20 protein-coding genes are annotated in these 25,809 nt (G+C 41.7%); 6 read left to right on the top strand and 14 right to left on the bottom strand.

Going from position 1 to position 25,809, the window contains the following annotated elements; genetic code table 11:
- Nucleotides 1-22: 22 nt before the first annotated feature.
- Both priA and DUL71_RS11425 read right to left on the bottom strand, forming a co-directional pair.
- Nucleotides 23-2,512 carry a replication restart helicase PriA gene (gene priA / locus DUL71_RS11420; protein ID WP_114938194.1) on the bottom strand — a complete coding sequence of 830 codons (2,490 nt, stop codon included), beginning with the start codon at nt 2,510-2,512 and terminating at the stop codon, nt 23-25.
- A 6-nt stretch (nt 2,513-2,518) separates the two neighbouring features.
- On the bottom strand, nt 2,519-2,908 hold the full coding sequence (locus DUL71_RS11425) for a DUF423 domain-containing protein (RefSeq protein ID WP_112571607.1): 390 nt from the start codon (nt 2,906-2,908) through the stop codon (nt 2,519-2,521).
- An 86-nt stretch (nt 2,909-2,994) separates the two neighbouring features.
- Here DUL71_RS11425 and DUL71_RS11430 point away from each other — a divergent pair, with 86 nt between their 5' ends.
- Nucleotides 2,995-4,584 carry a hypothetical protein gene (locus DUL71_RS11430; RefSeq protein ID WP_114938195.1) on the top strand — a complete coding sequence of 530 codons (1,590 nt, stop codon included), beginning with the start codon at nt 2,995-2,997 and terminating at the stop codon, nt 4,582-4,584.
- A 135-nt stretch (nt 4,585-4,719) separates the two neighbouring features.
- Complete coding sequence (locus DUL71_RS11435) at nt 4,720-6,171, top strand: DUF5723 family protein (protein ID WP_154402362.1); 1,452 nt, start codon at nt 4,720-4,722, stop codon at nt 6,169-6,171.
- Here DUL71_RS11435 and tsaB read toward each other — a convergent pair.
- The 5 genes from tsaB to DUL71_RS11460 form a co-directional block, all read right to left on the bottom strand.
- Complete coding sequence (tsaB, locus tag DUL71_RS11440; protein ID WP_114938197.1) at nt 6,168-6,860, bottom strand: tRNA (adenosine(37)-N6)-threonylcarbamoyltransferase complex dimerization subunit type 1 TsaB; 693 nt, start codon at nt 6,858-6,860, stop codon at nt 6,168-6,170. The two genes, DUL71_RS11435 and tsaB, sit on opposite strands and share 4 nt — an antisense overlap.
- Before the next feature lie 9 nt (nt 6,861-6,869).
- Nucleotides 6,870-7,112, bottom strand: coding sequence for a membrane protein insertion efficiency factor YidD (gene yidD / locus DUL71_RS11445; protein ID WP_114938198.1), 243 nt, complete (start codon nt 7,110-7,112; stop codon nt 6,870-6,872).
- Between the two features lie 12 nt (nt 7,113-7,124).
- Nucleotides 7,125-7,529, bottom strand: coding sequence for a ribonuclease P protein component (rnpA, locus tag DUL71_RS11450; protein WP_114938544.1), 405 nt, complete (start codon nt 7,527-7,529; stop codon nt 7,125-7,127).
- A 77-nt stretch (nt 7,530-7,606) separates the two neighbouring features.
- Complete coding sequence (rpmH, locus tag DUL71_RS11455; RefSeq protein ID WP_083878950.1) at nt 7,607-7,765, bottom strand: 50S ribosomal protein L34; 159 nt, start codon at nt 7,763-7,765, stop codon at nt 7,607-7,609.
- Nucleotides 7,766-8,050: 285 nt separating this feature from the next.
- Nucleotides 8,051-8,626 (bottom strand): ankyrin repeat domain-containing protein, encoded by a 576-nt coding sequence (locus tag DUL71_RS11460; protein WP_114938199.1) that lies wholly within the window; start codon nt 8,624-8,626, stop codon nt 8,051-8,053.
- Nucleotides 8,627-8,997: 371 nt separating this feature from the next.
- Here DUL71_RS11460 and DUL71_RS11465 point away from each other — a divergent pair, with 371 nt between their 5' ends.
- The gene (locus DUL71_RS11465) at nt 8,998-9,876 is read left to right on the top strand and encodes a ChaN family lipoprotein (RefSeq protein ID WP_114938200.1); all 879 of its coding nucleotides are present in this window, start codon (nt 8,998-9,000) and stop codon (nt 9,874-9,876) included.
- Nucleotides 9,877-10,060: 184 nt separating this feature from the next.
- Here the strand turns inward: DUL71_RS11465 and mscL are convergent, their stop codons facing one another.
- Entirely contained in the window at nt 10,061-10,465 is a 405-nt protein-coding gene (gene mscL / locus DUL71_RS11470) for a large-conductance mechanosensitive channel protein MscL (protein WP_114938201.1), read from the bottom strand.
- A gap of 176 nt (nt 10,466-10,641) precedes the next feature.
- Here mscL and rpoN point away from each other — a divergent pair, with 176 nt between their 5' ends.
- Nucleotides 10,642-12,117, top strand: coding sequence for an RNA polymerase factor sigma-54 (gene rpoN, locus DUL71_RS11475; protein WP_112571623.1), 1,476 nt, complete (start codon nt 10,642-10,644; stop codon nt 12,115-12,117).
- Nucleotides 12,118-12,223: 106 nt separating this feature from the next.
- On the opposite strand, the gene DUL71_RS11480 is transcribed toward rpoN, so the two are convergent.
- Both DUL71_RS11480 and glmM read right to left on the bottom strand, forming a co-directional pair.
- Nucleotides 12,224-13,360, bottom strand: coding sequence for a cysteine desulfurase family protein (locus tag DUL71_RS11480; protein ID WP_114938202.1), 1,137 nt, complete (start codon nt 13,358-13,360; stop codon nt 12,224-12,226).
- Between the two features lie 121 nt (nt 13,361-13,481).
- Nucleotides 13,482-14,873: a phosphoglucosamine mutase gene (glmM, locus tag DUL71_RS11485; RefSeq protein ID WP_114938203.1), complete on the bottom strand. Its 1,392-nt coding sequence runs from the start codon at nt 14,871-14,873 to the stop codon at nt 13,482-13,484.
- 253 nt (nt 14,874-15,126) lie between these two features.
- Here glmM and DUL71_RS11490 point away from each other — a divergent pair, with 253 nt between their 5' ends.
- Together DUL71_RS11490 and DUL71_RS11495 are read left to right on the top strand one after the other, a co-directional pair.
- Complete coding sequence (locus DUL71_RS11490) at nt 15,127-15,690, top strand: phosphatase PAP2 family protein (RefSeq protein WP_114938204.1); 564 nt, start codon at nt 15,127-15,129, stop codon at nt 15,688-15,690.
- Nucleotides 15,690-16,406 carry a ZIP family metal transporter gene (locus DUL71_RS11495; RefSeq protein WP_114938205.1) on the top strand — a complete coding sequence of 239 codons (717 nt, stop codon included), beginning with the start codon at nt 15,690-15,692 and terminating at the stop codon, nt 16,404-16,406. Before DUL71_RS11490 ends, DUL71_RS11495 begins: the two co-directional genes overlap by 1 nt.
- A 390-nt stretch (nt 16,407-16,796) precedes the next feature.
- Here the strand turns inward: DUL71_RS11495 and DUL71_RS11500 are convergent, their stop codons facing one another.
- From DUL71_RS11500 to DUL71_RS11515, 4 genes are all read right to left on the bottom strand, one after another.
- Nucleotides 16,797-19,058, bottom strand: a complete 2,262-nt coding sequence (locus tag DUL71_RS11500) for a glycoside hydrolase family 3 N-terminal domain-containing protein (protein WP_114938206.1) — start codon at nt 19,056-19,058, stop codon at nt 16,797-16,799.
- Nucleotides 19,059-19,248: 190 nt separating this feature from the next.
- Nucleotides 19,249-20,508, bottom strand: coding sequence for a glycoside hydrolase family 99 protein (locus DUL71_RS11505; RefSeq protein WP_114938207.1), 1,260 nt, complete (start codon nt 20,506-20,508; stop codon nt 19,249-19,251).
- 39 nt (nt 20,509-20,547) lie between these two features.
- The gene (locus tag DUL71_RS11510; protein WP_114938208.1) at nt 20,548-22,806 is read right to left on the bottom strand and encodes a GH92 family glycosyl hydrolase; all 2,259 of its coding nucleotides are present in this window, start codon (nt 22,804-22,806) and stop codon (nt 20,548-20,550) included.
- A 364-nt stretch (nt 22,807-23,170) separates the two neighbouring features.
- Nucleotides 23,171-25,738, bottom strand: a complete 2,568-nt coding sequence (locus DUL71_RS11515) for a Kelch repeat-containing protein (protein ID WP_154402363.1) — start codon at nt 25,736-25,738, stop codon at nt 23,171-23,173.
- Between the last annotated feature and the right edge of the window lie 71 nt (nt 25,739-25,809).

The raw sequence follows: 25,809 nt of genomic DNA on the forward strand, positions 1-25,809 counted from the left end.
TTCCGACTTAGAACTTGAGACTTTAATACGGATCAACATCGGGTTGTACAATGCTTCCGGTGCTGAGTTTGGTAGTATAATACTGGGTGATTATATCCCGTAAAACGGATTTCGCTTTTACGATAGAGATCCCATCTTTCTCAAACTTAAGCATAATGCTTTTAATGTAGTAATTGCGGATCCTGCTGATAAGTGGTTGCTCCGGCCCTATCACACGTTCGCCGAAATGCTCACGGAGGCGTGCACCTAAATACTCGGCCTGGTTATAAAGCACATCCGGGTTTTTATGTTTGATATCGAGGTTTATGATCCGGTAGAACGGTGGATACTTAAAGCTTTTCCGCTCTTCCATTTCCGTAAAATACAGATCGGCATAGTTGTTATCAATTACCTGCTTTAATACCCGGTGGTAAATGTCATAAGTTTGTACCACTACCTTGCCCTGCTTGCCACGCCGTCCTGCCCTGCCGCTTACTTGTGCAAGCAACTGGAATCCCCGTTCATTCGCCCTGTAATCAGGGAACTTCAGCAAGCTATCGGCATTCACAATACCAATAAGCGTCACGTCCGAAAAATCGAGCCCCTTGGCTACCATTTGGGTGCCAACCAATATATCTATCTTTTTTTCTTCCAGATCATTAAGGATGGTTTGCAGGGAGTTTCTTGAGCGGGTAGTATCCAGATCCATACGGGCAATCCTGGCCTCGGGCAATAAAACGCTAAGCTCATCTTCAATCTTTTCGGTGCCGAACCCTTTATATTCCAAATGGGTTGATCCGCAAGCCGGGCAAATAGATGGCGTATCTTCCTTATACCCGCAATAATGGCAATGCAACTTGCCACTGCTTTTATGATAAGTAAGACTTACATCGCAATTGATACATTTTGGTGTGTAGGCGCAAACTTTACACATCAGGATGGGTGCATACCCGCGCCTGTTCTGGAACAGGATAACCTGTTCTTTATTTTCAAGTGCCTGTTTTATGCCCTCCATCAACACACTGGTAAAGTGCGATTGGATAGTTTTTTGCTTGGTCTCGTGCGCAATGCTTACCACCTGAACATCAGGAAGTTCAACACCGCCAAATCGTTCGGTTAGCTCGGCGAAACCATATTTATGTGTGCGCGCATTGTAATAACTCTCAAACGATGGGGTTGCCGAACCCAAAAGCACTTTACCCTGGTGCATATTAGCTAAAAAGATAGCCGCATCACGTGCATTGTAGCGCGGCGCAGGATCAAATTGTTTATAGGAAGTTTCGTGTTCCTCATCGACAATGATCAGCCCCAGATCTGCGAAAGGCAAAAATACCGATGAACGTGCGCCGAGCACTATTTTATATTCGCCGCTTAGTACTTTCTGCCAAACTTCAACACGTTCATTATCATTAAAGCGTGAATGATAAACACCAATATCGGCACCAAAATACATCCGCAACCGCTCAATAATATGGGTTGTGAGTGCTATTTCCGGCAGCAGGTAAAGTACCTGCTTTCCGTTACGGATAATTTCCTCTATCAACCTAACATATAATTGTGTTTTGCCGGATGACGTTACACCATGCAATAGCGTAACATCTTTTTCTTTGAACTGCTCACGGATACTTTGCAGCACAGCCGTTTGTTGCTCGCTTAGTTCAAAGCTGTCAGCAGCTTCGTCCTCTTCTTCAAAATGCAGCCGACTAACACTTCTGTCTTCCGATAAAAATATTTCCTTTTCTATAAGCGATTTAATGCTCGATTCGCCCGCCCCGCTTTCTTCAATGAGTTCGTTTTTGGTTACGTTTTTCTGATGACGGGATAGCTTGATATAAGCCAGTAAAGCATCGGCCTGTTTAGGCGCGCGTTTTTCCAGTATCGGGAACAACTCCCGTAAATTATCCTGGTTGTTGTACACCGGGTTAAGCGTAATGAAAGTACGTCTCCTGGGTTTGTAACGCTCACTTACTTCTTCCGATATATTGATGATGTTCTTTTCAAACATCATTTTCAATATAGGCATTACAGTTTTTTGGCCCAGCAGCTTCGTGATATCACTAATAGTAAGCTCGGGCTGAATTTCAAGAGCCTCGACAATCAGAAACTCCTTGTCGTGTAGTGTAGCCTTATCTATCTCATACTCGCGATTAAGTACTATACGGGTTTCGCTGGCCAGTTTCAATGCTGATGGCAGTGCCGCGTTCATCACCTCCCCTATATTACACATGTAATAATCTGCCAGCCATTGCCAAAATTCAAGCTGTTTGGGGGTTACAACCGGGCGGTCGTCCAGTATCTCGATGATATATTTAGCCTCATACTTTTCCGGGGCGAGTTTGCCTATCTCCTTAACAATAGCTGTATAAAGCTTGCTTTTACCAAACTGCACCACCACCCTTTTGCCTATGGCAATAGCGTTATTTTGATCATAAGGAACCCGGTAAGTGTAGTTTTTTGAAATAGCCAACGGCAAAATCACTTCAGCAAAAAGTGTTTCACGGTCGGTATGTTCAATTTCGGCAAGCTCTAACATGTTTTATTATTTGTTGCGGATAGCTGCTAGCGCCAGCATAAGCCAGCCTAATATGAACAATAAACCACCGATAGGTGTAATTGGCCCCATGTATACCAGCCAGTTCCAGCCTAACAAATCACGGCATGAAAGCAGGTATAACGAACCCGAAAACAGGATGATACCAAAAGTAAAAAGGTAATGCGCAGCAGATATTAACCCGCCATCCCTTTTACCTGCAAACGCGGCCAGGAATAGCAAGGCAAATACGTGGTAAAAATTGTATTGAACAGCGGTGTGCCAAACCTCAAGTTGCGAAGGTGTTAAAACAGCTTTTAATCCATGTGCACCAAAAGCACCGGTTATAACGGCCAGCATACCCAAAAACGAAGCAGTAATAATTATTTGTTTGTTCATGCAGATATAAAAAGCTAAGTTAACCAATTGAAAGTATTACTTTAACGCCGTGGGGTAAAATTCTATATTTGCTGCACACCCCTGCTATGAAACGACTGATAGTAACCACTATATTTTTAATTATAGCTACCGTGCTTGTAACGGTATTATATTTTAAAAATTTGAGTCCGCCGGGAGTACGTACCGGGCAGGTTATGCACGCTATACCTGATAATGCCGTAGCCGTATTTGAGTTTAACAATGAAAAGGGTTTCTATGAAATTTTCGCCGGCAACCAGCTTCTGAACGCTTTTGTAGGCCACGAAAAATTGCAGGAACTTGATACGTTGCGCAAAATATTGATTACCAATCCTCCGTTGAGCCAGTTTTTTAACGGGCAAAACATGTTCATTTCGTTGCATCCTGCCAATAATGATGACGTTAATTTATTAGTGACTGTATCTGCTTCAAAAAACTTTTCGCCGGCGTTATTTAACAACTTGAACAGTTCCTCAAAAAATGCGCTGCAGGTATCTCCCATGCAAATAGCAGGCAGCCCTGGCTTTAATATTTTCCTGAAAACAATCGATAAACATTTTTATATCATCCAGAGGGGAGATAATATTTTTTCAGGAAGCTTTTCAAAAGACCTTATTGATCATAGCGCCATATATCAGCAAGATAAAGGTCACAACAACTTTGTGCCGCTGCCCGAACAACAAAATTCAAATTCGCTTGCTAACCTTTATATAAATTATAACCAGCTTAACCCGCTTTTTGATCAGCTGTTTTCAAATAAAACTACCGACATTTTTAAGAGCTTCAGGTTGTTGCCCGCCTATGCAGCGTTAAACTTAAATTACAAAAGCGATGCTTTGATGTTTAACGGGTTTACCACAAAGCAAAATAATGCTACCAGTTATTTGAACATCTTTTCGGCACAGCAACCCGTAGAGAATCATTTAAAAGATATATTCCCGGCCACGACGGCTTACAGCACGAGCTTCGCTGTTTCAGATTCCAAAAAGTTTGAGGCCGATCTTTCACAATGGCATGAGAAGGCTGGAGTAAGCAAAGAAAAAAACGAACTTTTGAACAAAATAAAATCAGAGGCGGGCTTATTTATAAAACCGGAGTTTGAAAAACTACTCGGCAATGAATTTGCGATAGTGACTACGCGTTATTTTGAAAAGTTTGCTATTATTTCGGTTAAAGATGGATCAAGGCTTTTCCCCTTGATGATGAATATCAGCAATATGGTTACCGATAAGGTTGGCCAGTTTAACTATGAAAAGCTACCATTTTTTTTGTTGGGCGATGCGTTCAGCGTATTCAGGAAGCCTTACTTCATGATCATCGATAACTACCTCATACTTTCTACATCAGTATCGGAACTGGAGAGTTACAGCGATACCTATTTTAACCGCAAATTCATTGGCAAAACAGATCAATACACACAATTTGATAATTTACTGGCCGAAAGAAGTAACGTGGCTTTTTTTATCAACTTTAAAAATATGCAGCCGGTATTAAAACGCGACCTGAAAAAGCCGTTTTATGATGCCTTTGAAAACAATAATCCTGGCTGGAAAAACTATTATGGAGCAGCTTTCCAACTCACGGCGTCGGATAAGAATTTTTACACCAATTTTTGTATGCGTTTAAATGCTCCGGATACAAGTGCTGTAAAAAATTAATTTTATCGGATCTTTACACAACAATACCCGGTAAATTTCGTAGAAGATTACAAATTCAAACTTGTAATAAATTTTACCGGCAATAAACTTTGGCTTATTTTCAAATAAATTCAAGGTAAAGGTATGAGCTATAATATGAATAAGATCTTTACTATTCTTTTTTTAACCCTTTGTTCTTTATCCGTATCGGCTCAACAGTTTTCGCAATATAATACGGGCACGCTATATGATTCCTTTGAAAATCCATCACAAAGGTCTTTCATTCCCGATTCGAGCCGGGCTGTAGCTTTCAATTTTTTTGTCCCCAATTTCGACGCTAACTTATTTTTAACCGGCAACATACAACGACCACTCAAGAGCCGCGCGTTTGGAGATCCTCCGTACTACAATACCTCGTCATTAAAAATCGGCCGGAACGCTTTAAACCATTTTAATGCTAACGGCAATGCATATTTAATAATGATTAAGCTTTTCACCAGCCTGAACGGTAATGTGGAAATGGGTTTTTCGTTCCAATCAAGACTGGAAAGCAAAGGACTGGCAACCGACGAATCAGTAGCATTTCTTGACGGGCCATCAAATTTTGCGTACAACAATTACGATAACATCTTTAACAATCATTACAAGATACAAATGTATGATCAGTTAAGTTACAGCTACCGCGAACAGATTAACAAACAATTGTCAATTGGCTTTAAGCTAAGTTATCTTTCTGGTGTTCAGTATGATAAAATTGATGTTAATGAGTCAAGCCTGCAAATTAACCGGGACCTGGTAGACCCGAGTAATGATAATGCAGATGTTTACATGCAGGGGCGGTTTTACAGAAGTTACGTACCCGGCCGCTTAGATAGCCGTGATTTTTTACCTACGTTTCGTAATCCTGGCGCTTCGATATCTATGGGTGCTACTTACCGTACAGAGGATGGTACGCTGATACAGGGTAATATAAAAGACTTGGGTTTTATACACTGGAATAAACGCTCAACCATTACTGATTTTAACAACACCACCAATATAGCCGATATCACATCCGAGCATCGCGAAGAAAATATTTACAATGGCATTTACGACCTGCTTACAGATAATGGAGCGGTCAAATCTTTTAACACCAAAACCAACGCAAAAGCTGAGTTAAGTGTGTCGAAAAGCTATTGGCTTGATGATGAAAAAACATTCAGATATTTTCCAACTGTTGTAGCCCAAAAAGAATTTTTTGATACCGGTTTTACCGGGGCGTTGGTTAACTCAGTACAAAAAAACAACTTGATTGCTACCTTGTCGGCCACTTATGACGATTACAAATTCTTTAATCTTGGTGCTCAGATCATGGTAAAATCAGCTAATGCCGAATTCTTTGTAGGTTCTGAGCGCTTGCTGAACACAGGTCGGTTTGCATTTGCGGCTTTAGGTAATAACCAACAGATAAACCGCATCGGCAACTATACCGGCGCGGATGTTTTCCTGGGTTTTTCCCTTAAAATCGGACGTGTGATTGAGCATCCAATGAACTCAAGCTATATCCCAATGGGTGAAAAGGGTTTCTTCGGACGTTTGTTTGGCCGAATCTTTAAAACCAATAATTAAAGGGCTTTTTTTCCGGCAATAAAATCTTTGAGGTAATAAGGCTCATAATAAGCCACATCTTCAAAAGCGCCGTCTGCAAACTTTTGAGCCGCCTTTTGGGTAAGATAGGTTGCAGAGTTTGCAAAATCATCCAAAAATTTAGCGTTAGGATTATGGCTTAAAACGCTCTTGCATTTTTCGGCGCCATCACCAAAAAAGATGATCTTTTTATCTTTCAAATAATCGGCAAAGCTATTCTCATCAATAATGTCTGCGGCGGTTTCACGTACCCTGATGCCTTCACTATCAAACAGGGCGGTGTAAACTTCCATTCGTCGCGCATCTATCATTGGGCACAGCAGAGTGTTGTTATCTTCAAAAAATCCGGGATTATTAATAACACCAAAGGCCATCGCTTCAAGCGTTTCAATGGCGATCAATGGCTTGTCAAGCGCAAAACACAGTCCTTTGGCGGTTGATACACCGATACGTAAGCCTGTATACGAGCCGGGGCCACTGCTTACTGCAATGGCATCAAGATCATTGTACTGTATCCCCGAATTATTCAGCAGCTCATCAATATATAAAGTAATAACCTCCGCGTGGATATTGCGCGCGTTTATTTCTTTAAAACCCAAAACCTCGCCATAACGGGCAAGGGCTACCGAACAAGATGTTGTTGCTGTTTCTATTTGAAGTATCAGGCTCATATTACAAATTTAAGGTACAGGATCGTGCCCATGACCGCCCCATGGGTTACAACTGGCAATACGTTTAATGGTTAACCATCCGCCTTTAAAAGCACCATGCTTTTTGATAGCTTCTACACCATATTGTGAACAAGTGGGTGTATACCGGCATGAAGCGGCTGAAAGCGGCGATATGAAATATTGGTAAAATTTAATCAGGATGATGAAGAGCCCCCCGACTATTGCTTTTAAAAATCTGACAATTGCTCCCATAGGCTTTTCATATTAATTGGCCACGACCGGTACAGCAGCAGCTAATTCATTACTAAGCTGGGCAAGCAGCTTCAGCATTTTTTTTTCGATGAAAAGGAATGGTTCAACTTCTTTCCCCACATATCCTACAGAAACAATTATCCTTTTATCCGTTTGTTGCAGAATATCATAAAGATGCTGTTGTTTATGCAACCTGTAGGCCTCCCGCATTAGTCTTTTCACTAAGTTACGGTCGACAGCGTGCTTGTAACGCTTTTTGGGTACAGAAAAAAGAATTTGTGCAGGATGAAGCTGAGGCTCAGGATTAACAAGCCAGGAAACACGGAAGGGATAACATAAAAAAGAAGAACCACTATGAAAAAGCTTATCAATAAGCCTTTTGTTACATAACCGTTCTTCTTTTTTAAAAGTATACATAGTTGCCATTTTTGAACCGAAGGATAAAGCAGATAAGCGGTTCCAAACCCTTATAAATAAGGGCAGGGCAACCTCAATTATGCTTTGTGCCTGCCTTCGTCAGAAACAGTTAATCTTTTTCTGCCTTTAGCTCTTCTGGCTGCTAATACTCTCCTACCGTTAGCAGTTGACATGCGTTCACGGAAACCGTGTTTATTTCTTCTTTTTCTTTGAGAAGGCTGAAACGTTCTTTTCATGGCTATATTTTATTCTATTCGTCTTTTTTAAACAAGAGCGCAAATGTAGTTATTTTATTCAATAGTTCAAATACTATTTTTCTTATTTATAATAAAATACATACAACTACTCAATAGCAGCAAATTAGGTGTTTTTTATTGAGAATAACTAATTGATCTGCTATGTTTTTGGCTCCCTATACTGAAATGGCTAAATAAAAATCCCGGAACAGGTATCCAATGACTTTCCTTCCGGGATTTTTGTTTTTACAGATCGTGCCGCATTAACAAATGCTTCTGTTTGTATTATTGAAAAGGGATGGCGTATGATCCTGTATTTTTAAGGCTGGCGGTAACCGGGGTAGTCTTGTTCAGCAATGATACCATCTCAGCTTTACCGGTATCCTTAGCATAATCGGCAGCGATTTTATTTTGTTTATCCTTGATTTTGGTATTTGCACCATGCTCAAGCAAACTTTTTACTATACCCGCATTACCTTCATTAACCGCTAACATTAAAGCAGTAGCGCCATTGCTATTACGGATATTGATATTAGGATAATAATGCAGCAGTTGATCAATAATTTCGGCGTTGCCGTTTTTACCCGCAAGCATTAAAGCGGTGTTACCCTCTTTGTCTTTGTAATCTACTTTAACATCGGCCTGCAGTATCAGGTTAACAATTCTGATTTGGTTGTTTTTAACTGCAACGATCAGGGGGCTATCGCCATTTTCGTCTTTCGCATTTACATTAGCACTCTTGTTCAGCAAAAATTTAACCCCGGGGATATCATTGGTCTGGATGGCTGTGAAAAAGTTTTGAGCGAAGATCGGCAACGAACACACAAGCATCAGGCACAACAGGGTAAGTTTCTTTTTCATTAATAATCAATAGTTTAGTGGCCGAAGCCGGTTAATAAATTACCGCAATTAACGAAAAAAACATTACCCTGATTTTAACCAAGATGGCCCGATTGGGAGGAAAACACAATTAAGAAAAATAGAGATTTTCTTAGCATTTAAATTTGTAATAACATAATTTCCAGAAAAAATGAACGGAATGAACTAAAACAAACAGCCGATAATTAGCACGGATAAACAAACAGTTAAACCATTGATTAATTATTAGTTTATCGTCGTAAATCTTTAAAGAATATTAGCTGACATTTCCATGACACTCCCTATCAAAAAACTTTAAACAAAACAGCTCTAAAGCATTAGGAAAGTGTAAATTCAGCGCTTTATCATAACAAATGAAATTCATCCTATCTATATTATTAACCTTCATATCAGCAATAGCCTTAGCGCAGGAATTACCGGCAAGCCATTACAAAATATATAGTACATCAGCTCAAAAACTTATCTCACCTGATGATATTATTAATGACATGGCCAATGCCGATGTCATTTTCTTTGGAGAAGAGCACAACGATTCAACCGCCCATTATCTTGAATTTAGTTTATTGAACAAACTCGCTGAAAAATATCCGCAGAAAACAGCGCTATCCATGGAGATGTTTCAAACAGATTGCCAGCTGGTATTAAACGAATATCTTGCAGGGTTCATACGCGAAAAAAACCTGATCACCGACGCGCGTACCTGGCCAAACTATAAGGATTACAAACCATTGATTGAACTGGCGAAAACCAAACACCTGCCTGTAATAGCTGCCAATGCCCCTACCCGCTATACCAATATGGTTACACGGGGCGGACTTGATATTTTAAAACAACTCGATGCACAAGCAAAAAGCTACCTCGCTCCACTGCCAATTGATACGGCTACCGGGGCTTACTACGATAAATTTGCGAAAATAATGGGAGGCCATGCTTCGATGCCGGGCATGCAGATCTATCAATCACAAAATTTATGGGACGCCACAATGGGCTGGTCGATAGCGAAATTTTTGAAAAGTCATCCGGGATTTAAAATATTACAGCTAAACGGAGGATTTCACAGCGAGGAAAAACTGGGCGCAGTAGCCCAATTAAAAAGATATGCGCCCAAGGCACGTATACTTAATATAGCCACCTATGCGGATGATAATTTCGACAACCCCGACTGGAGCAAATTTGCCGGCATGGCCGACTATATTATCCTAACAGACCCGAAACTACCGAAAACTTTCTGATAGTTGATAGTTCATGGATCATAGCCATTAACAAATGGTTGATAGTTCATAGCTTATAGCCATATAAGGCAAAAAACTATGATCCATGAACTATGATCCATGAACTATGATCCATGAACTATGATCCATGAACTATGATCCATGAACTATGATCCATGAACTATGATCCATGAACTAAATCGCTTTAAGCTTTTTTAGCCAGCAAATCGCGGATCTCTGTAAGTAAAACTTCCTCCTTAGTTGGTTCGGGAGGTGCTGCAGGGGCGGCTTCTTCTTTCTTCTTTAGTGAATTGATACCTTTTACAATTAAAAAGATACAGAATGCCACAATGATAAAATCAATTATGTTATTGATAAATAAACCATAATTGATAGCCGTTTCCGGAGTTTTATCAACCGCGGGCTTAAGCACATACTTAAGATCTTTAAAATCGATACCACCGGTTAACATCCCTATCGGTGGCATAATGATATCATTCACTAAGGATGTAACAATTTTACCGAAGGCAGCGCCAATGATAACACCCACTGCGAGATCAACCACGTTGCCCCGCATTGCAAATTCTTTAAACTCTTTTACAATTGCCATAAATTAAAGTTTGGTTACTTAAAGTTAATAATATTACACAAACAATCTATTTATAGTGTTTTTTTGTTGATGACAAAACAATTGGTGTATTTAAAACATTTAACAACTTTACGGCAGATACACCAAGTAATTTTTAGTTAATATTAATTTGATGTATTTTTGGCTACATCTTAAATATGCTTAAACAGAACCTTCAACAAAAACTTTTACAAAAACTTTCACCGCAGCAAATACAATTTATAAAATTGCTGCAGGTGCCTACCGTTTCGCTTGATACCCGGATAAAAGAAGAGCTTGAGGAAAATCCGGCGCTTGAAGATCTGAGCCTTACCAACCTAAACGAACCCGAAGAACAATATCCTGACCGCGATCCCGACGATGATAATTTCAACAGCGACGAGGAAAAAGGCGAGATGGATGAATTTAATATTGACGACTACCTGCAGGAAGATAACCTAAACGATTATGGCTCACGCTATGATCAAAACGGCGACGACGAGGATGAGCGAAAAGAGATTCCGATTGCTGTACAAAGTTCATTTTTTGAAAGCCTGCAAGCCCAGTTAGACCTGTTGCCTTTAAGTGATAAAGACTTCATGATTGGCAAGCAGATAATAGGTAGCCTGGATGACGATGGCTACCTCCGCCGTCCTATCATGTCGCTTACTGATGACCTTGCATTTTCACAAAACGTACTGGCCGAAGACGAGGAAGTTGAGGACATGTTAAAGGTGATACAGGGTTTTGACCCTGCCGGTGTAGGTGCCCGCAGTTTGCAGGAATGCCTGCTGATCCAGCTCCGCAAAAAGGATGTTAACGACCCAATCATTAAAAAAGCGATACAGGTTGTTGAGCACTACCTGGATGAGTTTACCCGTAAACATTACGATAAGCTTGAAAAATCATTAAACATGAACTCTATTGAGTTGCGTGGCGTTGTTAATGAAATTTTAAAACTTAACCCCAAACCCGGCGACTCGAACGAGATCAACACCAAACAAATGCAGGTGATTCCTGATTTTCATATCACCAACAATGATGGTACGCTCATACTTACCCTAAATTCAAAAAACGCACCCGAACTCAGGGTAAGCCGCTCGTACCAGGAAATGTTCCAGCATTATGACAAGGCTTCGCAAAAAGATAAAAAACTGAAAGAGGCGGTTCAGTTTGTAAAGCAAAAACTTGATTCGGCCAAGTGGTTCATTGATGCTATTAAACAGCGCCAGCAAACGCTGCTTAAAACCATGAATGCCATAATGCAATACCAGTACGAGTTTTTCCTGACCGGTGATGATAAAAACCTAAAGCCAATGATCCTGAAAGATATCGCCGACCGTATCGGTATGGATATCTCAACAGTATCGCGCGTAGCTAACTCCAAATATGTGCAAACAGAATTTGGCACCTTCCTGCTAAAATCATTCTTCTCAGAAGCTATCCAAACCGAAAGCGGTGAGGAAGTATCCAATAAAGAGGTTAAAAAGATACTGGAAGAGCATATTGGCAAAGAAGATAAACGGCATCCGCTGGCCGATGAAAAACTGACCGAAATTCTTAAAGATGCAGGCTACAACATAGCCCGCCGTACCGTAGCTAAATACCGCGAGCAAATGAATATCCCGGTAGCAAGGTTGAGGAAGGAATTGTAGGATAGAGATTAGAGGTTAGAGATTAGTTAACCTTTGTCACCTTCATAAAAAGAAAAAGCCTTAAGAAATCAATTCTTAAGGCTTTTTTAATAACTTGCTTTTAAGCTTATACGTTAACAGCACAAAGTTCACGAACTTTGGCTACTACAAAATCAACTTCTTCTTTAGTGTTATACTTTGAGAATGAGAAACGTACTGATGGCCTTGATGAGCTTGCACCGATAGCCGTTAACACATGCGAACCAATATCACTACCCGAGCTGCATGCGCTTCCGCCCGAAGCAGAAATACCGGCGATATCAAGGTTAAATAACAGCATATCGCTCATCTCCATTTCAGGGAATGAAACGTTCAGTACTGTATATAAACTTTTATCAGCATCAGTTTCACCATTAAAGCTTACACCCGGAACATGGGCAATCAATTGTTCCATCATATACGATTTTAAACCCTGGATATGATTTTGGTGCTGCTCCATTTCATTATAAGCCAGTTCAAGCGATTTGGCTAAACCAACTATACCGTAGATATTTTCGGTACCGCCGCGCATGTTACGTTCCTGGGCACCGCCATAAATAAAAGGTTTTATCTTTATTTTATGATTAATGTGCAGGAAACCAACTCCCTTAGGACCATGCAATTTATGAGCGGCGCAAACCAGGAAATGAGCTTTGAGCTTGCTAAGGTCATGCTGATAATGTCCCATGGTTTGCACGGTATCGCAATGGTAGATGGCATTATATGTTTCGCACAAATCGCCGATGCGTTCCATATCCGATAATGTACCAATTTCATTGTTGGCATGCATTAATGAAACAAAACTGCGTTCATTTTCTTTCAATAATGTTTCCAGGTGATCGTAATCAATAGTACCCTTGCTGTCGATGTTTACCAGGCTTAATTTAATAACACCCGACTTTTCCATTGCTTCCAGCGTATGGAGCACTGCGTGATGCTCGGTTGGGCTGGTGATAGCATGGGTAATTTTGTGATCAATGATACCGCACCTGATGGCTGTATTATCAGCCTCGGTACCGCTTGATGTAAAAAAGATTTCGGCTGGCGAGGTATGCAATAAACCGGCAATCGTTTTACGCGAACGCTCAATCAAAGTACGGGCTTCCCTGCCGTGGGCATGTATTGATGAAGGATTACCAAACTGGCTCTCCATCACCTTGTACATCTCCTTCATTACGTCAGGGTCAAGCGGTGTAGTGGCGGCATTATCAAAATAAACGCGCATTCTTTTAAAATTTATAAATTAATGGATCAGTAACTTTAAAACACATGCCCGATATTATTATATAGCCAAGCAACCAACGGAATATACCGCCGGTTGCCTGTTATTTTTTGATACCGGTAAATTAACCTTTCAGTTGTAAGATCTCCTTAATATCAGTGATGATCTTATTGGCCAAACCGTTTGCCACGGTTTCAGAATTGCCTTCGGAATAGATCCTGATGATGGGCTCGGTGTTTGACCTCCGCAAATGTACCCATTCTTTATCAAATTCTATTTTCAAGCCGTCTATTGTTGAATGAGGCTGTTTGATATATTTTTCTTCAACCTTGCTCAAAAGGGCATCTATGTCCATTTCGGGCGTTAAAGTGATCTTGTTTTTTGAAATAAAATAACCCGGATATGACGCGCGAAGGCTTGAAACCGACTTGCCATATTTAGCCAGGTGAGTTAAAAATAACGCTATGCCCACTAAAGCGTCACGACCGTAATGCGATTCGGGATAAATAACCCCGCCATTACCTTCGCCACCAATAACCGCGTTAACCGCTTTCATCTGGTTTACAACATTCACCTCTCCTACCGCCGCGGCATGGTATTCGCCACCGGCCTTTTCAGTAACATCGCGCAGTGCCCGGGTTGATGAAAGATTAGAAACGGTGTTACCAACGTTGTTTTTCAGTACGTAATCGGCTACAGCAACCAATGTATATTCTTCGCCAAACATATTACCATCTTCGCAAACAAAACAAAGGCGGTCAACATCCGGATCGACAGCTATACCTAAATCCGCCCTTTTGCTTACCACTTCTTTTGATAAAGCTATCAGGTTTTCAGGAAGCGGCTCGGGGTTGTGCGGGAAATTGCCATCAGGCTCACAGTATAATTCATGAACAGTTTCAACGCCTAAAGCTTTCAGTAAGGCCGGCACAAAGATGCCACCTGTAGAGTTCACACAATCTATTACCACTTTAAAGTCGGCTTTTTTGATAGCCTCAACATCAACCAATGACAAGGCCAATATCTGGTCGATGTGCTTTTGCAGCCAGGTATCATCATGGGTAACTTTACCCAGATCATTTACATCTGCATATATAAAATCGCTATACTCTGCAATGGTCAATACTTCTTTACCATCGGCATCACTAATAAACTCGCCATCAGCGTTAAGCAGCTTAAGCGCGTTCCATTGTTTAGGATTATGGCTTGCGGTAAGAATAATACCACCGGCAGCTTTTTCGCCGGTAACGGCCACCTCAACAGTAGGTGTAGTTGATAAACCAAGATCAATAACGTCAATGCCTAAGCCCTGTAGCGTACCAACAACCAGGTTATTCACCATTTCACCCGACAAACGGGCGTCACGGCCAACTACAATCTTTTTAATTCCTGATTTTTTTACAGCCCATGAACCATAGGCCGAAGTAAATTTTACAATATCAAGCGGTGTTAAACCGTCGCCAACAGCGCCACCTATGGTGCCGCGTATACCTGAAATAGATTTAATTAAAGTCAAAATGCGATGTTTTTGGTGTGGTAAAAGTATAAAATATAAGATACAAATGATATTGTTTTAAGTAATTGCGCAAACGCTTGCACACTAATTTACTGTTTATTAATACCGCATAGCGTTGGCTCAATTGTCATTACTGCGCATTATTTTATGCTTAACGAGATAATACATGACCTAAGTATTAAAAGTCTGAAGGTTTTTTTAACCGAATTGATAACTTTGAAAATTAAGTAAACAAGCATCTATAGTAAAAACAATGCCCGACTATCTTTTAAATCTCGACCGGCATTTATTTTATTTCATTAACCATGACCTGTCCAATTCGTTTTTTGATTGGATCATGCCGTTGTTGCGCAACCCCAGGTTCTGGATCCCTCTGTATATCTTCATTATCGCTTTTTGTTTATGGCGATATAAAAAAACCGGTGCTATCATTATTGTGCTATTGGCAGCATCTGCAGGCGTAGCTGATTTTACCAGCGGTGTTCTTATAAAACACAGCATACAACGCCTCCGCCCCTGCCGCGACCCTATAGTATCTCTTACTGATATTAGTCGGGTACCTTGTGGTACAGGATATAGCTTTCCATCAAGTCATGCTACCGACCATTTTGCTATGGCCATATTTTTATGTTTTGTATTTGGCCATAAATGGAAATGGATCTGGCTTTGGGCCATTTTATGGGCAGGGAGCATTTGCTTTGCCCAAGTATATGTTGGTGTACACTTCCCGATAGATGTGCTGTGCGGCGCTCTGTACGGCTCCCTTGTAGGGTGGCTGCTTTCATTATTGTTTAAAAAATCACAACCCGCCTTTTAATGGGATACTGGAAAATTCTGCTGCTATTTTTTGCTGCCTTTTTTGGCGGTACTTCTGTATTTTTATTTAAAGGCGATAACCACAAAACGCTGAAACTGGTATTATCATTCAGTGGGGCCTATTTATTTGGCATTACCGTATTACACCTTATTCCTGATGCTTATCACGGCAATGATAACTATGTAGGCGTTTTTATATTGATAGGCTTTCTGTTCCAGATTGTGCTTGAGCAGTTTTCGGACGGGATAGAGCACGGGCACATGCACAAACACCCGCATGACCTGGCTGTTTTTCCGATAGGTATTATGGCCAGTCTTTGTCTGCATGCTTTTTTAGAAGGAATGCCACTGGCGCAGGGCAACCAGGACCAATTAGTTTATGGTATCGCCCTGCATCATATCCCTGCCGCGTTTGCGTTAGCTACCGTACTGCTTACCAACAAACAGGGTAAAAACAAAACCATTTTTTTTGTGGCCATATTCGCTATAATGGCCCCTGCCGGCTACTTTTTCAGTGACGCCCTAAGCAGCGGAAATATCGGCAACCTGCAACATTATTTTAACCGGATCATGGGCGTTGTTATCGGGATTTTCCTACATATTTCAACTACCATCCTTTTTGAATCAAGTGCCGATCATCGTTTTAATATGCGTAAGATGATAGCGGTACTGGCCGGTGTGGCTATAGCTTTGCTTGGGTTTTTGAAGGAGTTGTAATAGGCCCCCGGATGCACCTCAAAGCGGAGTTTACTATCAAACTAAGTGCTTAAATATTAATATTTTTCCAATCCCCTCTTGAGAGGGGGCGCGGTGGGACACGAGTGATTGCAGGGGTGTGTTTCATCAGCATTCATTACAAGTGGTTAAACACACCCCTCCACCCCTCTCAAGAGGGGAATCGCACTTTCCCTCACTTTTGTTTTTCTTTAACAACTTAAAAAATGAAAAAGGTGCGCCCGTATCTCACCTCAGACGCACCGGTTACCAAAATATCATGGTAATCATCAACTAAACCCGGATTCATGTTTGGAATGCTCCGGGATGCCTTAATACATTATTGTTAAAAACATCTGCACATATAAAATTTGCACATCTGCATATCCATTTTTATTTCACATAAAAACTCCCTCTCAGCCTGATATCCTCAGATGAGCTGCCAACCATCACTTTAAATTCGCCTGGTTCAACAACCTGTTTCATCTGGCGGTTCCAAAGCATCAGTTCCTTGTTGTCTATTTTAAATTGAACAGTGCCGCTTTCGCCGGGTTTAAGGTTGATCCTTTTAAAACCTTTGAGTGATTTTACCGGGGTAGTTACACTGGCTATAACATCGCGTAGATAAAGCTGCACTACTTCTTCACCTTCAACCTTGCCGGTGTTTTTAATAGTAACGCTAACGTTTGCGGAACCATTAAGCGGGATTTGCGGCTGTGCTATTTTCAGGTTTGAATATTCAAATGAGGTATAGCTTAAGCCATGCCCGAATGGAAACAACGCCGATGTATCCTGATCAACATACACGTGCCTTGAGGTTGGCTTATGATCGTAATAAAAAGGCACTTGTCCTACCGACCGAGGAAAGGTCATTGGTAATTTGCCTGACGGATTTACTTTTCCTAATAACACATCGGCTATGGCCAACCCACCGGTTTCACCCAGAAACCAGGATTCAACTATTGCCGGGATCTTTTTGGCAACCCAATTAATGCAGAGCGGTCTGCCGTTAAACAGCACAACTATAGTTGGTTTTCCCGTTTTATAAATAGCTTCAATCAGGCGGCTTTGTTGTTTGTTGAGATCAAGATTAGCGCGGTCTTTTCCCTCACCTACTTCGTTGATATCCTCACCCAAAACAACTACAGCTACATCCGATTGCTTAACCATATTAATCGCTTTGTCAAGATATTCATTTTGCCTTGCAGCAGATGTATCTGCTGTATAGCCCGTTTCAAATTTAATATCCAGACTATTACCCGCCTTCTGCTTCAAAGCATCTAATATGGCTACGCCTTTACCCATTTTATTGGCGTAACCACCCAGGTATGTGCTTTCGGCCAGCGGCCCGACAACCGCCACCGAACGCACGTTTGGCCCAAGCGGTAATATGTTATTATCATTTTTTAACAGACTGATCCCCTCCTGCGCGAGCTTCATGGCAACGGCACGGCTTTCATCCGTATGGTTTACTTTTTTTAACAGATCGATGTCGATATAAGGATGATCAAACAAACCCAGCATAAACTTTACACGCAGCACGTTTGATACAGCGCGGTTGAGATCTGCCATGGATAGTTTTTTGCTTGCCAGTGCCTTATTCATGGCCTCATGAAAAGCCACATGCGGAAAATCATAAAACTGCATATCCATACCGGCGGTAAAAGTTTGTCCCAGGGCATCGGCCGCGTCGGTTGCTATTTGGTGATTGTTTAGCGACATCTTAATGGCACCAAGATCTGACAGCACAAAACCCTTAAAACCCCATTCGCCACGCAGCACATCTTTCAACAACCATTTATTATCTACGCAAGGGATTCCATCAATTTCGCTGTAAGCAGCCATCATACCCATCGCGCCGCCTTCTCTTACAGCCTTTTCAAATACATATAAAAAAGATGAACGTGCTTCCCGTTCGCCCATATTAACAGGAGCCGTGTTACTACCTGCCTCCGGAATGCCGTGTACTGCAAAATGTTTAGGCTCAGATAGCACCGAATTATGATTGCTCAGCTTATTGCCTTGCAAACCTTTTACCATAGCCACGCCATTGGCTGCCGATAAAAATGGATCTTCACCATAGGTTTCTTCAACACGGCCCCAGCGAGGATCTCGGGGAAGACAAAGCACCGGGCCTAACACCATCGCTACACCGTGCGCACGCATTTCTGTTGCTATGATACGGCCAGCCTTGTGCACATTAGTGGTATCCCAGGCCCCGGCCAACGCCAATGGGCTCGGGAAGGTTGTGCTGCCCAAACCTTCATAACCATGCAGCCCTTCTTCAATAAAAAGAACGGGAATGCCGAGACGCGTTTTCTCGACAGCATAACGCTGAATCTGGTTGCTTACGTCAGCCGTTAAAGGATACAGGTCATGCACCGAGCCAATACCTTCTGTGCCGATATTGATGCGGGCACTATCAGACATGGAAACCGCATCATGTCCCTGCATGTTGGCAACTTCGTGGCCCCAGTACATATCCAGCTGACGAATCTTTTCGCCGGTTGTCATCCGGCCAAGTAAATCGGCTACACGCTTTTCAACCGGCAACGACGCGTCTTTATACGGAAGCTTAGCAGTAGGTTTAGGGGTATTAAATGAACAAAAAATCGTTACTAAAAGAACCGATATATAGGCGTTCTTTTGCTTCATAAATAAGTTATAATTGGTTGGGTTATTATTTAGGGTACAATCGATTGTCTATTTGAATAAATCAATCCACAGCCCGCTTTATCAAAGGCTAAAACTATAAGCAGGAAACTAATAAGTGATTAATAAAACATTAACAGCAGGACTTATCCGCTATTAATGTCAATTAAATTTGATGAAAGAGCTCATAATGCTATTTTTTTACCGGCGGTGGCACATCGGCTGTTAAAGGCACTTGCTTCCGGAGCATTTTAGCGGCATAACCTGTTAAGTACAAGTAATAATCATTAGGGATATCGTCCTCAAACGTTACGAAAGTACTTAAGCCTACCGGCGGATTTTTTGATACTTTGAGGATAGCCGTTCCTTCGTCAACTTCGTCGAACATGGCTACGTACAGCATTTCGGCGCCGCTGTTGATGGCACCATTTATCTGTTTCCAATAAAAATGGCCACGGTTGCGCGGGATCTGATTTTGTTTGGCACGCGGGTTCATATTATGCCAGCTGAAACCCGGAAATACGGTAGGCACGTAATCAACTTTATTTTCCTTACACCAGGCAATATCCTCGGCAATGCGGTGCTGAAAAACGGGATAAGCTTCTTCATTAAAACGGCCTACAAACCATGGGTGTACAATATCAACCTTGCGCAGCAGATCATGCAGATGCGGATCATTTTCGGTGTCGTTGCCAAAATCCCTCCAATAGGTAGGTACACCAAGCAATATGGCACAACCTCCATAAACGGGGTCATTCTTTAAAAAATCGATGATCTTTTCACCTTCAGTTAAACCATAACGGCGGTGGTCATTGAAACCTATCCCCCATACGGCTACCAGTGGCTTACCGTTATGATACAACCAGGTTTGGTTGTTGCCCCGGTTGGTTACTTTCATACTGTCGATAAGATGTTTCCAATCCTTGATCACCAGCGAATCGCCGCCCGCGTTCATACCCGACAGATCATACATCACCGTAATAGCCCTATGGTATTTCTGTGCATATTTAATCGCGTTGCCTAAAACCACATCGTTGTGATGCTTACCGGCTCCACGCTGTACATCACCAATAAAGCGCTGCACAAAAACGCCATCGACGCCATATTGCTGCATCCACTTAAAATGAGTTTCGGTTGATGAGGCATCGTACGAACTGTACAGGTAAGCGTCACTACCATCGGCCAATTTAAAAGGCGATTTATAAGTCTTGGGGTATTCGCTTACATCGGGCCACAGGTCGATATTGGTATAACCAGGCTCAAACTTTCCATGCGAAACGTAATGGTTCCACCAACGATTGCCGCCATCGCCGGGCGCGTTGAACCATCCCTGGTAACCGGCCATCACCAAACCTTTATAACTTTTAAATGCCGATGTTTTGCTGTGCTTTAGCTGAGCGTTGGCAACAGCGCATAGCAGTAGCAGCAAGATGCTAAAAACGTGTTTTTTCATCAGGATAGAATTTTAATATGTGTTGATTTTTTTCTTAGATCAGATACCCCAGTTTTTATTTGGTTTAGGTCCCATTTCCAGTTCAAGCGTGCCGCCTGCCGTCAGTTGCTCATGGGTAAAGAGTGGCTTGTTAAGCACCTCGCCGTTAAACTTGGCGCTTTGGATGTATTTATTTACTACCGAGCAATTGTTAGCTACCAGTTTAAACTGCTTACCATTTTGCAGGTTGATGGTAACCTTGCTGAAAACCGGGCTGCCGATGGTATAAACTGGCTTTCCTGGTGTAATCGGATAAAAGCCCATTGACGAAAATACCACAAAGGCCGACATACCGCCACCATCTTCATCACCAGGAATACCGAAAATGTTATCCTTATACCAAACATCAAGCAGGAACCGTACACGCTTTTGCGCTTTCCATGGCGCACCTGCAAAGTTGTACAGGTATGGGATATGGAAACTTGGCTCATTACCCATCGAATACTGGCCAACTAAACCCGTAGCATCAGGGAATTTTGCCCAGAACTGGTATTTGCTTCTATCGAGACTTTCGCGAAACAGCTGATCCAAACGGGCCTGGAATTTGTCTTGTCCGCCCATCAGGTTTGCCAAGCCGGGGATATCGTGCTGCACCTGCCACAGGTAAGTCCAGCCGTTGTTTTCGTCATAAAACTCGCGACCGCCCAAACCGCCGTCAAACTTAGGATCGATATCAATCCAGTTGCCGTCCTTGTCTTTAGGGATAAACATTTGCTTATCGTTGTTCCAAAGGTTTTTATAGTTAAGCGCGCGTTTGGCAAAGGTTTGCTCGTCGGCTGTTTTTTTCAATTCACCCGCTAACTGGCCAACCGCCCAATCGTCATAGCTACCGCCAAGAGTAACCGCTACTGCCTGACGTTTTTCGAAACCATGTACCAGACTTACAGTTTCCTTCTCGCCTTTTTTCAAAGCCGGGAAATATCCGTTGGTATGATAAAAATCGTCCAGTTCGCATTTAGGGCCGTTTTCCCATGGCAGCATGGTGGCTTCGTTTGCATTTTTAAGGATACCTTCATAAGCCTTATCAACATCAAAACCTCGAATGCCTTTGCGATAGTCATCCAGAAACATTACCGTAGAGTGGAAACCGTTCATACAAGGGTTATCACCAAACAATACCGGGAAGGTCGGCATCCAGCCGCTTTGCTCATATTGGTTAACATAAGAGTTCAACATATCCGATTCCAGCTTTGGGTTCAGGATAGTACGAAGCGGGTGCAAGGCCAGATAAGTATCCCAAACCCAGTCATCCACATAAAACGGACGGTTGCTATCATGAACTTTCTTATCGTATCCGCTGTAGTAATGGCCACCTTCGTTAATATCAACCATACGCTCATTACAACGATACAAAGCAGTATAAAATGAGCGACGCTGTGCCACAGTCCCCCCTTCAGTCTCAATCTGGCCAACTACTTTTGCCCATGTAGCTTTAGCTGCCTGCTTGAGCGTTTCAAAGTCGGCACTGCCAAATTCATCGTTAAAGTTTTGTTTAGCTTGCTGAGGGCTCACGTATGATATGGCGTACTTAAATTCGATTATATCCGGAGTACCGGCTGCAAATGTAATGTACGATTTAAGGTCCTTCCCATCGGTAGTACTTTGCTTAACTAAGGCGTTATCTTTTACTATGCCTGCGGTTCCTTTGGCATTAAACTTACCGTATACGTAAACCTTGATATCGTCATGATAGGTTTCAAAACCGGTCACCTCGTTACCTCCCGTAAATGATAAATTCGCTACACCTTCGTTATATAACCCAAACAAAATGCTTTTAGCAGCGCTTTTAGCAGGAAAAGTAAATTTATAATCGCCGACCTTTTTGCCCGGTGTAAACTCTACAGTGATATCCTTATCAATCAGGAAAGTTGAATAATACCATGGTCGGGTAACCTCCAGATCATGGTCATAGGTCATTCTTTCGTTCCACGAAGCAGGGGTAATTACATTGTTATCTGGCTTAACCGAAAACACCTCCCCTAACCTATGCGATACCACGTTAAGTGGAAAGCTGGAGATCTGATCGTCGATGTAGTCATGACGTACAGGCAGCATCCTAATCATCTGGTTAGGCAGGTGTGCAGTTGGCCGGGTAGGCTCAAGCAAGGCTCCCACATTACCAATATGCGGATCGATATATTGAAGATTGCCTTCATCTTTTGTTTGGGCAGATACCATTACACTGCCGCACAAGCTACTGATGCCAAGTACCGTGGATAAAAACAGTGGTTTAAACAACCGGGGGAAAGGGCTTAACATGGATATTGATTTATATTGATATACTGATTAACGTTTTATGCTGACTCTGTAAAAATACAAGCGCCAGATTTATTAATTGGCTATACTCCCAGAAAAATCACCTTTGATATCGCCGACACGAGGCACCTACGGAGCCTTAATGTTCTCTGTGTATTATCTATAAACACGAAACTCCTACGGAGTTGGATTTTTTTAACTCCATAGGAGTTTCGTGTTTATAGCAAAAGTAGTCCGACGTAAGGCTCCATAGGTGCCTCGTGTTTATCAAATTGATTAACTGGTAATAGCCTCAAAATTGCTTGCACAACTTAATTAATCATTAAAAATTGATTAATTAATCCAATAAATATCAATTGTAACAGATTTATTCAAGAATTGAATGAAAATCGCGTTCAAAAGCTTCGCCGTAAATTGCTTTGTACTCCTTGTTAAAATTCTCGAACGTGTTTTTAGCTAATGAGTGCTTACCAATATGCGAGAGTGCTTTACACTTCAAGATCATGGCTTCCTCATTCACCGGGTCGAAATAGAAGATATCATTAGCCAGTTTGATCAAAAACTCAGGATCATCGGTGACTTTTATCGAATTGGCGAACTGAATATATGAGTCGGTGATTTCATTTGATACTTCCGACTTAAAAGCGTCGAGCCATTCGTACTCAATATTCGACAGGAAATTACCCCTTTGGGTAATGTGTGTAAGCTGGATTATCTTCTGCTTGTTGAGCTTGCTTTTGTTAGATACAATATTGAGGTAATTATGATAATCAACCTGGATCTCGTTATAATCTATCTCAATTTTCCAATAGCCTGTATCTTTAGATAGATGACAATGACCCATCTTATCCAGCAGGGATTTCAGCTTGGCAATGTTCACCGAACGGTTATTACGCGCGCTTTTTTCCGATTTATCAAACCAAAGGATTTCGTTTAGTTTTTCAGAGCTTACCCCCCTGTCAAACTTTACCGAATACATCAGGATCACTAAAAACAACTCTTTCAATAAAGGCGTAAAGTACTTGGTGATCTCGTTGCCATCAGGCGTAAACAGTTGCAGGTCGCCAAATAAAAATATGGCATTCTTGTTGGCATGCAGGCGGCTTTCGTTTTCCTCTTTAGTTTCGGATACAACCAGTTCCTGCGTTTCATTAACGGGCAGCGTTACTTCCGCTACAGCTTTTTGAGGCTCTCGCAGTACTTGTGGGACTGCCTTTTTACGGCGGTTAATAACAACAACGGCTCCTATTCCTAAACATATAACACAACCACCAACTATCCACAGTAAGTAACCCATATGGCTCTCGGATAAAATATTAGTAACAACCGGTTCTGGTGGACTAAGCAGCGAGTAAACCTTAACCCGGGTGTGGTCGTTTTCTTTAAACAACGTTACCGATAAAAATTTTGCGCTATGTGGCAAATAATAAAGATCAGCATAGGCACTTACATCGTGGAATTGAAAGGGAATGGTATCGCCAACCATTTCGTAGGCAGGTTTATCCAACGAGCCTTTTATAAGCTGCAGGTTTGAATTGAATTTATGCTGCGGAAAGATCAAACCATAATAGGTTTTATCTTTCGAGTTGATGACAAGCGAGTTGGCGAAAACAAAATCCTCGTTTTTAACGTCGATATTGAAAAGCTTTTTAAACGTCTTGTCCTTAACCGTGTAGCGCACCATATCATACAAGTTACGCGGATTCACAATCTGCTGACCCGATGCACTGCCATAACCACCAATTACATAAACCGTATCGCCGGTGGCATTAGCACCTAACCCGGCCAAATAACGCGGGGTAAAAGTATCTCCCTTAAATTTAACCTTCTCCCACTGTTTAGTATTAAGACTAAACCTGCGGACACTGTCTTTATAAATCAGCTGCCCATACCCACCTATAGTATAAATAGCCGTATCTGTTTTGCTGAAAAACTTATTGAGATGACCGTTATTGGTTGCAAAATTACTATAGCCCTTATCCCACTTGCCGGTAACAAAATCAAACGTTCCAACGGCTGTCTGATCCATAAACAGGTAAAAAAGCTTGTTGTTGGCATACAAAGCCTGGTCGCCCGGCACCATCATTTGCCGACCAGAACTATATGCCCTGCTTTTTAACTGCGGCGTTTTGTTGATGGAATATGTAACCAATGAATCGGCAGTGATGACAAATACATCCTCGTTTGCAGCATCAAAAGCCAAACTGGCATCTCCGGGAACGGTAAATTCCTTTTCCAGTTGCCAATTACGGTGCCTTGCCTTGATCCACAATGGGTTATTAACCGAGCCACTGTTTTTATTTTCGGTTTCGTTGGCTACGCTACCCTCCCACTCATTAAGCGGCCAGTTTGCTATTTGCTCCGTATTTTGTTGTACACGAACATCGCGCAATTTAAACGGCGGCAAATCAGTGGTTTGAAACTGCTTATAAGCGTTAGCGCCAAAGAGTAGCTTATAGTTTGAACTCGCTTTTAGATGGATACCTGTTTCGCTTAATGACTGATTGCCGGAAATAACGGTGATCTTATCGTTTTTATAATCTATTTGGATCTTTAAATTATTCCAGCGTTCAAAAAGCAGTTTATCATCAATATTGAAAGATATTTTTGAAAGACGTTCGCCAATAATGATTTTGAAGTGCTTGGTATTGGCTTGATTATCGTATACTAAGTCGACATTTTGATTATCGTCACCTATCAGCCGTAAAATATAACCGAAGTAAATAACCCTGTTAGGCAGGAAAGACAGATCAAACGAAACCTCAAATTTATCTTTAGGAGATAGATTTTTCAAGCCAAGGTCTAACCCGGTGCGCTTATCCTGTACAACTTCATGACTATAGAAGCCCAGCCCATAAGATTGCGCACGGGCAGGTGACATGAACAGAAAATTCAATAAAACAGTAACAATTATCCCCGGTAAAAAAAATCTCATGTTGATAAGTACACCTTAGGCATTACAACTCATGTACCCTGCTCGGTATTTATAATTTAGGCCCAAATTCA

The organism is Mucilaginibacter endophyticus (assembly GCF_003351025.1).
GTDB classification, from domain to species: domain Bacteria; phylum Bacteroidota; class Bacteroidia; order Sphingobacteriales; family Sphingobacteriaceae; genus Mucilaginibacter; species Mucilaginibacter endophyticus.

Bases quoted from the DNA above. Each gene is read 5' to 3' on its own strand.
- priA (WP_114938194.1), bottom strand. From the start codon at position 2,512: ATGTTAGAGCTTGCCGAAATTGAACATACCGACCGTGAAACACTTTTT.
- DUL71_RS11425 (WP_112571607.1), bottom strand. From the start codon at position 2,908: ATGAACAAACAAATAATTATTACTGCTTCGTTTTTGGGTATGCTGGCC.
- DUL71_RS11430 (WP_114938195.1), top strand. From the start codon at position 2,995: ATGAAACGACTGATAGTAACCACTATATTTTTAATTATAGCTACCGTG.
- DUL71_RS11435 (WP_154402362.1), top strand. From the start codon at position 4,720: ATGAATAAGATCTTTACTATTCTTTTTTTAACCCTTTGTTCTTTATCC.
- tsaB (WP_114938197.1), bottom strand. From the start codon at position 6,860: ATGAGCCTGATACTTCAAATAGAAACAGCAACAACATCTTGTTCGGTA.
- yidD (WP_114938198.1), bottom strand. From the start codon at position 7,112: ATGGGAGCAATTGTCAGATTTTTAAAAGCAATAGTCGGGGGGCTCTTC.
- rnpA (WP_114938544.1), bottom strand. From the start codon at position 7,529: ATGTATACTTTTAAAAAAGAAGAACGGTTATGTAACAAAAGGCTTATT.
- rpmH (WP_083878950.1), bottom strand. From the start codon at position 7,765: ATGAAAAGAACGTTTCAGCCTTCTCAAAGAAAAAGAAGAAATAAACAC.
- DUL71_RS11460 (WP_114938199.1), bottom strand. From the start codon at position 8,626: ATGAAAAAGAAACTTACCCTGTTGTGCCTGATGCTTGTGTGTTCGTTG.
- DUL71_RS11465 (WP_114938200.1), top strand. From the start codon at position 8,998: ATGAAATTCATCCTATCTATATTATTAACCTTCATATCAGCAATAGCC.
- mscL (WP_114938201.1), bottom strand. From the start codon at position 10,465: ATGGCAATTGTAAAAGAGTTTAAAGAATTTGCAATGCGGGGCAACGTG.
- rpoN (WP_112571623.1), top strand. From the start codon at position 10,642: ATGCTTAAACAGAACCTTCAACAAAAACTTTTACAAAAACTTTCACCG.
- DUL71_RS11480 (WP_114938202.1), bottom strand. From the start codon at position 13,360: ATGCGCGTTTATTTTGATAATGCCGCCACTACACCGCTTGACCCTGAC.
- DUL71_RS11490 (WP_114938204.1), top strand. From the start codon at position 15,127: ATGCCCGACTATCTTTTAAATCTCGACCGGCATTTATTTTATTTCATT.
- DUL71_RS11495 (WP_114938205.1), top strand. From the start codon at position 15,690: ATGGGATACTGGAAAATTCTGCTGCTATTTTTTGCTGCCTTTTTTGGC.
- DUL71_RS11500 (WP_114938206.1), bottom strand. From the start codon at position 19,058: ATGAAGCAAAAGAACGCCTATATATCGGTTCTTTTAGTAACGATTTTT.
- DUL71_RS11505 (WP_114938207.1), bottom strand. From the start codon at position 20,508: ATGAAAAAACACGTTTTTAGCATCTTGCTGCTACTGCTATGCGCTGTT.
- DUL71_RS11510 (WP_114938208.1), bottom strand. From the start codon at position 22,806: ATGTTAAGCCCTTTCCCCCGGTTGTTTAAACCACTGTTTTTATCCACG.
- DUL71_RS11515 (WP_154402363.1), bottom strand. From the start codon at position 25,738: ATGAGATTTTTTTTACCGGGGATAATTGTTACTGTTTTATTGAATTTT.